Origin of the sequence: Mesorhizobium sp. M5C.F.Ca.IN.020.29.1.1, assembly GCF_003997375.1 — a bacterium.
Lineage (GTDB): Bacteria > Pseudomonadota > Alphaproteobacteria > Rhizobiales > Rhizobiaceae > Mesorhizobium > Mesorhizobium wenxiniae.
The window spans coordinates 1-6914 of record NZ_RZSW01000331.1; the positions used below are offsets into that span (position 1 = coordinate 1).

General features: G+C 64.1%; 10 protein-coding genes. 7 read left to right on the forward strand and 3 right to left on the reverse strand.

All coding sequences use genetic code 11. The features are described 5' to 3' along the window. The first annotated feature begins 33 nt into the window (after positions 1–33). Positions 34–213 carry a Flp family type IVb pilin gene (locus EOA85_RS23025; RefSeq protein WP_127211291.1) on the forward strand — a complete coding sequence of 60 codons (180 nt, stop codon included), beginning with the start codon at positions 34–36 and terminating at the stop codon, positions 211–213. 49 nt (positions 214–262) lie between these two features. Here the strand turns inward: EOA85_RS23025 and EOA85_RS23030 are convergent, their stop codons facing one another. Then, positions 263–1135, reverse strand: a complete 873-nt coding sequence (locus EOA85_RS23030) for a methyltransferase domain-containing protein (protein WP_127211292.1) — start codon at positions 1133–1135, stop codon at positions 263–265. A 53-nt stretch (positions 1136–1188) separates the two neighbouring features. Here EOA85_RS23030 and EOA85_RS23035 point away from each other — a divergent pair, with 53 nt between their 5' ends. The 4 genes from EOA85_RS23035 to EOA85_RS23050 are packed head-to-tail and all read left to right on the forward strand — an operon-like array spanning position 1189 to position 3585. Continuing rightward, a complete protein-coding gene (locus tag EOA85_RS23035) occupies positions 1189–1974 on the forward strand; it encodes a ComF family protein (RefSeq protein ID WP_127211293.1) in 786 nt (261 codons plus the stop codon). 27 nt (positions 1975–2001) lie between these two features. After that, entirely contained in the window at positions 2002–2271 is a 270-nt protein-coding gene (gene grxC / locus EOA85_RS23040) for a glutaredoxin 3 (protein ID WP_127211294.1), read from the forward strand. A 10-nt stretch (positions 2272–2281) separates the two neighbouring features. Next, on the forward strand, positions 2282–3163 hold the full coding sequence (locus EOA85_RS23045) for a carbon-nitrogen hydrolase family protein (protein ID WP_127211295.1): 882 nt from the start codon (positions 2282–2284) through the stop codon (positions 3161–3163). After that, positions 3160–3585: a DUF1178 family protein gene (locus EOA85_RS23050; protein WP_065008460.1), complete on the forward strand. Its 426-nt coding sequence runs from the start codon at positions 3160–3162 to the stop codon at positions 3583–3585. Before EOA85_RS23045 ends, EOA85_RS23050 begins: the two co-directional genes overlap by 4 nt. A 4-nt stretch (positions 3586–3589) precedes the next feature. On the opposite strand, the gene EOA85_RS23055 is transcribed toward EOA85_RS23050, so the two are convergent. Beyond that, positions 3590–4075 carry a MarR family transcriptional regulator gene (locus tag EOA85_RS23055; RefSeq protein WP_127211296.1) on the reverse strand — a complete coding sequence of 162 codons (486 nt, stop codon included), beginning with the start codon at positions 4073–4075 and terminating at the stop codon, positions 3590–3592. 97 nt (positions 4076–4172) lie between these two features. Between EOA85_RS23055 and EOA85_RS23060 the strand changes: the two genes are divergently transcribed. Then, positions 4173–5090, forward strand: a complete 918-nt coding sequence (locus EOA85_RS23060; RefSeq protein WP_127211297.1) for a DMT family transporter — start codon at positions 4173–4175, stop codon at positions 5088–5090. Positions 5091–5116: 26 nt separating this feature from the next. Here the strand turns inward: EOA85_RS23060 and ubiG are convergent, their stop codons facing one another. Continuing rightward, positions 5117–5866 (reverse strand): bifunctional 2-polyprenyl-6-hydroxyphenol methylase/3-demethylubiquinol 3-O-methyltransferase UbiG, encoded by a 750-nt coding sequence (gene ubiG / locus EOA85_RS23065; protein WP_127211298.1) that lies wholly within the window; start codon positions 5864–5866, stop codon positions 5117–5119. Positions 5867–6144: 278 nt separating this feature from the next. Between ubiG and EOA85_RS23070 the strand changes: the two genes are divergently transcribed. After that, a partial coding sequence (locus tag EOA85_RS23070; protein WP_127211299.1) for an aspartate kinase occupies positions 6145–6914 on the forward strand: 770 nt, incomplete at its 3' end.

Sequence of the window (6914 nt, forward strand, 5' to 3'; positions counted from 1 at the left end):
GCGCTAGGGTTTCGGCAAGCGGGATCGACGGCCATGAAAATATTGCTGCAACGATTTTTGGAAGACGAGACCGGCGCGACGGCCATCGAATATGGGCTGATCGTGACCGTGCTGTCGCTTGCCATCATAGGCGGCATCGGCCAGGCGGCTGACGCAATGGCGTGGCTGTTCAGCGACAATTCCAGCAGGCTTGTGAACGCTTTCGCGCAGTGATCGCGACCGGCCACCAGCATCCATAAAAGTCCGGTCGACAGAAATCCGGTCAACGCCCGCCGGGATTTTCCAGTATCGTCTTCAGCGATATTTTCGCCGAGCCCGGCTTCAGCGGTTTTTGCTGCGAGGCGTCGGGCGCCCAGCCTGACATCCAGACGATCGGAAAACTCGCCCTGATGCGACCATCGGCATCCGAAAACCGCTCGGCGTAGATTTCGGCGACGCGGGCAAACAGCCTTCGTGTGCCCGGTCGCCTGCTGCGGTCGATGAGCGCGCTGGTCTCGCCCATCGCCCGCAGGTCCGCCATCAGGCCGAACAGCGAATCGTAGCGCACCGTCACCGTCTCGACATCGGCGACGGGCAAGGCCATGCCGGCGCGTTGCAAAAGCGCGCCGGCGTCGCGCACATCGGTGAACGGGATAACGCGCGGGCTGGCGCCGCCGTAAAGTTCGGTCTCGGCGGCGAGCAGGCTTTCGCGCAGCTCGGAAAGCGTACCGGCGCCGGCAAAAGCGCCGAGGAACAGACCATCCGGCTTCAGGGCGCGGCGGATCTGCACCAGCATGCCGGGAATGTCGTTCATTGCCTGAAGGGACAAAAGAGACACGGCGAGGTCGAGGCTTTCTGGCTCGAACGGCACGGTCTCCAGCGGCGCCACCAGTCCGGCGGCATCGCCCAGGAACATAGCGTCCGCCTCCACTCTTATGATGTCCGTAACCTTGCCGCTTGCCGCGAGCACGTCGACCGCCGCTCGCGTCTGGCAAAACAGCACGGCCGCTCTGTCGAATTTGCGCTCGACGGCGCCCAGCCGTTCGGCAAGCTCCTCGGCCGCCCGCCGCATCAGGAAATCCGCGCCGGCAGTCGGTCGGGCGAGCGCCCGGCGCTTGTGCGCCAGCCAGAGAGAAGTGTCCACTATAGGTTGCAACTGACGGTTCCTGGTTTCCGCTGTCTGATATAGGGTGGCGGGGGAGCAACCACGTGGCCGATCCAATGCCAGATATCAAGAGTATCGCTCGAAACGCATTGGACTGGCCGGCGCGCATCCTGTTTCCGCCGGTTTGCGCCGGCTGCCGACGGCATGTCTCGCAGCCCGGCGTGCTGTGCGGCGCCTGCTGGCCGAAGCTCAGGCTCCTGGAGCGGCCATGGTGCCCGGTGATGGGCACGCCGTTCATCCATCACATGGGCGAGGGGTTCCTGTCGGCCGAGGCGATCGCCGACCCGCCGCCGTTCGAGCGCGCGCGGGCCGCGGTCGCTTACTCCGGTGTCGCCCGCCAGATGGTGCAAGGGTTGAAATACCAGGATCGCACCGACCTGGCGCCGTGGATGGCGCGCTGGATGGTGCGCGCCGGTGCCGAACTGATCGCGGAAGCCGATCTGGTCGTGCCGGTGCCGCTGCACTGGCGGCGTTTTTTCAGGCGCCAGTTCAACCAGTCGGCGGAACTGGCAAGGGCGGTATCGCAACTTGGCGGCCTGCCTTTTGCGCCCTCCGCGGTCAGGCGCGTCAAACTCACCCGCCAGCAGGTCGGGCTGGAGCGGCGGGAACGCGAGGAGAATGTGCGTGCCGCATTCAGAGTGTCTGAGGAGGCCGAGATCGAGATCGCCGGCCGCCGGGTGCTCTTGATCGACGATGTCTATACCACCGGCGCCACTGTCCGCGCGGTCGCCAAGGCTCTGAAGAAGGGCGGTGCCGGGACCGTCGACGTGCTGACCTTTGCGCGCGTGCTGCCGGGGGACTTTCGGGCCGACGAGTCCGCGACTATATAGATTGAAGAAAGGCAGGATTGCTGACCGATGGTCGACGTGACGATCTATACACGGATGATGTGCGGCTATTGCGTGGCGGCCAAGCGGCTGCTCGAGCGCAAGGGCGTTGTCTACACCGAGCACGACGCCTCCTTCTCGCCGGAACTGCGCCGGGAAATGATTTCCCGCGCGAATGGCCGCTCGACCTTTCCGCAGATATTCATCGGCGATACGCATGTCGGCGGCTGCGACGATCTCCATGAACTGGAGGCAGAGGGCCGGCTGGACAGTCTGCTCGCCAATGGCTCGACGAATTGAGGACATGACGATGGGTGCTTTCAAGGCGGCGGCGATCCAGATGCGTTCGGGCACCGGCCCCGAGCGCAACGCGGTCGATCTGGAGCGGCTGGTGTGCGAGGCGGCGGGTCTCGGCGCGACCTATATCCAGTCACCGGAAATGACCGGTGCGCTGGTCCGTGACAGCCAAGCGCGGGCCGCCTCCTTCACCTCCGAGGACAAGGACATCATCGTCTCGACTTCGCGGAAGCTGGCGAAAGACCTTGGGATCTTCCTGCATATCGGCTCGACCGCCATCCTGCGTGCCGACGGCAAGCTCGCCAATCGCGCGCTTCTGTTCGGGCCGGACGGCGCGACGATTGCCACCTACGACAAGATCCACATGTTCGACGTCGATCTCGACAATGGCGAAAGCTGGCGCGAATCCGCCGCCTACGAGCCGGGCACCCAGGCCGTCGTCACGGAGATCAGCGGCGCCGGGATTGATGGTGCGAGGCTGGGTTTCGCCGTCTGCTACGATCTGCGCTTTCCGCAGCTCTTCCGCGCCGAGGCGCTGGCCGGCGCCGACCTGCTTTCAGTGCCCGCCGCCTTCACCCGCCAGACCGGCGAGGCGCACTGGCATGTGCTACTGCGGGCGCGCGCCATCGAGAACGGCGCCTATGTCGTTGCCGCGGCGCAAGGCGGACTGCACGAGGACGGCCGCGAGACCTATGGCCATTCGCTGGTCGTCGATCCCTGGGGCCGCATCGTCGCCGAAGCGGCACATGACGAACCGGCGGTGATCATCGCTGAGATCGACCCAGCGCAGTCGGCCGCCGCACGCAAGAAGATCCCAAACCTGAAGAATGCGCGGGATTTTGCCGTAAACGGCGGACAGGCTGAGGCACTGCCACTCAGGGGTGCGGCATCTTGATCCGGTTTTCTCTGATCTGCGAGCACGAGCACGAATTCGAGGGCTGGTTTCGCAGCAACGACGATTTCGACACCCAGAAGAAGCGTGGCTTCGTCGATTGCCCGACCTGCGGCTCGCACAAGGTCGAGAAGGCGTTGATGGCGCCAGCCGTCTCCACCGGTCGCAAGCAGGAGAAGATCGCACTAGCTATGGGCGAGGCCCAGAAGCAGGCGTTGGCGCAATTGAAGGCGATGGCCGAGAAGGTGCGCGAGAACGCCGACTATGTCGGCGACAAGTTTGCCGAGGAAGCGCGCAAGATCCATTTCGGCGAGAGCGATCCGCGCGGCATCTATGGCGAGGCGACGCTAGAGGAGGCGAAGAGTCTGGCCGAGGAAGGCGTTGAATTCATGCCGATTCCAAGCTTCCCGGACGAGCGGAACTGACAGGCTAGCTGACGCTCCCTATCAATTTCCCCAGCAGGCGAGCAAGCGTCTCTTGTTCGGTGCGCGTCAGACCGGAAAGTATCTCGTGCTCGTTGGCGACGTGGGCAGTGACCGCCTCATCGACCAATGCGAGACCTTTTCCGCTCAACTGCACGACGATCCCGCGCCGATCGTTGGGGTGCGGACCGCGCAGGATCAAGCCGGCCTTCTCCAGCCGATCGAGCCGGTTGGTCATGGCGCCCGACGTCACCATCGTCGCTTCGTAGAGGGCAGTTGGCGTCAGCGCGTAAGGCGACCCGGAACGGCGCAGCGTCGCCAGCACATCGAATTCCCCGGATTGCAGTCCGAAACGGGCAAACAGCGGAGCGAGGCGCTCTCGTGCAATCAGCGACGAGGCTTCGTTCAACCGTCCAAGCACGGCCATCGGAGAAACATCCAGATCCGGCCGTTCTTTTTTCCACTGCTCGATGGCTTTCGCGGCGCGATCCATCTATCTCACCTAAGTATCTTGACGTTAAGAATCTTTCCGTTATCTTATCTCAAGACGCATTGCTCGCCAAGAGCTGCAAAGACAATAAGGTGCCGTTATGAAATTTCTCTGGGATTCAGCGCCCGGCCTTTTGGTCGTCACCGGCGGCCTGCTCGGCCTGACGCTGCCGTTCGGCAAGATCGCCACGGCGGCCGGCGTTTCGGCCATGGTCTGGGCCCTCGTCATTTCGCTCGGCGCCGGCGGTGTGCTTTTGTGCGCCATGCTTCTGCGCGGGCAACGCATCCGGCTCACCCCGCACAGGCTGCGTTACTTCGTCGTCACCGCGGCGGTGTCCTATGCATTCCCCAATCTCTTGATGTTCTCGGCCATTCCGCATCTCGGCGCCGGCTATACCGGTATCATGTTCACGCTGTCGCCAGTGGTTACCCTGGTGTTTTCGATCCTGCTCGGCGTTCGGCGCCCCAATCTGCTTGGTGTCGTCGGCATTGCCGTCGGCTTCCTTGGTGCGGTGATGGTGGCGGGGACGCGCGGCGAGGCCGGCCAACCGGCCGAATTTTTCTGGGTGGCGGTGGGGCTGCTCATCCCGGTCAGCCTTGCCGCCGGCAACATCTACCGCACGGTCGACTGGCCGGAAGGGACCGGACCGATCGAGCTTGCCGTCGGCAGCCATCTGGCATCGGCTGCGCTGCTTCTTTGCGGTATCTTCACGCTGCAGGGCGGCGGTTCGCTCGCCCTGGTCGGCGGCGTGCCAATGGTGGTCGTCGGGCAGGTCGCGTCAGCCGCGGCGATGTTCGTCTTCTTCTTCCGGCTGCAGGCGGTCGGCGGCCCGGTCTACCTCAGCCAGATCGGCTATGTCGCGGCTGCGGTCGGATTGTTTGCCGGCACTATGTTTCTCGGCGAGCACTATCGATTGCTGACCTGGGCGGGTGCTGCCATCATCATCGCCGGCGTGTTCATCACCACCAAAGCGCAAAGCCAGATCACCACAAAGGCGGGTGAGAAGGTGGCGGCGTGAGAAGGTTCAGACGTTCGTGAGAAAGTTCAGGCGGGTGCCTTCTCCGCCAGCACCATGTAGTTGACGTCCATATCCTTCGACCGCTGCCAGCGGTCGGCGAGCGGATTGTAGGTGACGCCGGTGCGGTCGATGATGGTCAGGCCAGCGCCGGTTATCGCCTTTTCCAGCTCGTCTGGCCGCACCAGCTTGCCGAACTGGTGGGTGCCGCGCGGCAACCAGCGCAGCACATATTCGGCGCCGATAATGGCCAGGCCCAGGGCCTTCAGTGTGCGGTTGATGGTGGCGACGAACATGATGCCGCCGGGCTTAAGCATGTCGCCGCATTTGGCCACGAACAAGTCGATGTCGGCAACATGCTCGACCACTTCCATGTTGAGGATGACGTCGAATTTCTCGCCGGCTTCAGCCAGATCCTCCGCCGTCGTGGCACGGTAATCCACCGTCACGCCGACCTCCGCCGCATGCAGCTTGGCCACTTCGATGTTGGTGGCCGATGCGTCGGCGCCGACCACTTCGGCGCCAAGCCGCGCCATCGGCTCGCACAACAGCCCGCCGCCGCAGCCGATGTCGAGGAAGCGCAGGCCCTCGAACGGCCGCGCCGCACGCGGGTCGCGGCCGAAGCGCGCCGCCACCTGGTCGCGTATATAGGCAAGCCGGATCGGATTGAACTTGTGCAGCGGGCGGAATTTGCCGTTCGGATTCCACCATTCGGCGGCAAGGGCGGAAAAGCGCTCCACTTCTCCGGCATCGATCGTCGATCGTCGGGGTTCTGGCATCGTGTGGTCTCCTCGAACGTTAGGAAGTCGGTCGAGAGCCAGCGAATGTCAAGGCAGCAAATTTCGACTGTTGCCCGTTGCGCCTATGCGACAGGTATGCGGGTACGCGCGTTGCGCTCGTGTGTCGCCTTCGTCGCCCAGGGCAAGCGGCGGCACGCCTTGCGAAACCCGTAGCATTTGGCTAAGGAGGCCGCGAATTCGGCGACCGGCCCAGGCGGGCGCTCCCTTTCCGTTATTCGGGCGCCGGTCCGGCACCTAGTCAAAGGCATTTCGCTTCCATGGCGCGCATCGTGATGAAATTCGGCGGAACCTCCGTCGCCGACATCGCCCGCATCCGCAATGTGGCGCGCCATGTCAAACGCGAGGTCGATGCCGGCCATGAGGTTGCGGTGGTCGTCTCGGCGATGGCCGGCAAGACCAACGAGCTCGTGCAGTGGACGCGCGAAGCCTCGCCCATGCACGATGCGCGCGAATATGACGTCGTCGTCGCCTCCGGCGAGCAGGTGACCGCCGGCCTGCTGGCGATCGCGCTGCAGAACATGGGCGTCCATGCCCGCTCCTGGCAAGGCTGGCAGATCCCGATCAAGACCGACAATGCGCATGGCGCGGCGCGCATTCTCGACATTGACGGCGCGTTCCTGATCAAGCGCTTCGGCGAGGGCCAGGTGGCGGTGGTCGCCGGCTTTCAGGGCATCGGCCCGGACAATCGCATCGCCACGCTCGGCCGCGGCGGTTCCGACACCAGTGCTGTCGCCATCGCGGCGGCGGTCAAGGCCGACCGCTGCGACATCTACACCGATGTCGATGGGGTCTACACCACAGACCCGCGCATCGAGCCGAAAGCGCGGCGGCTGGCCAAGATTTCCTTCGAGGAAATGCTTGAAATGGCCTCTCTCGGCGCCAAGGTCCTGCAGGTACGCTCGGTCGAGCTTGCCATGGTGCACAGGGTGCGTACTTTCGTGCGGTCGTCCTTCGACGATCCCGACGCGCCCGGAATGGGGGATTTGCTCAATCCGCCCGGAACGCTTATTTGCGACGAGGAAGAGAT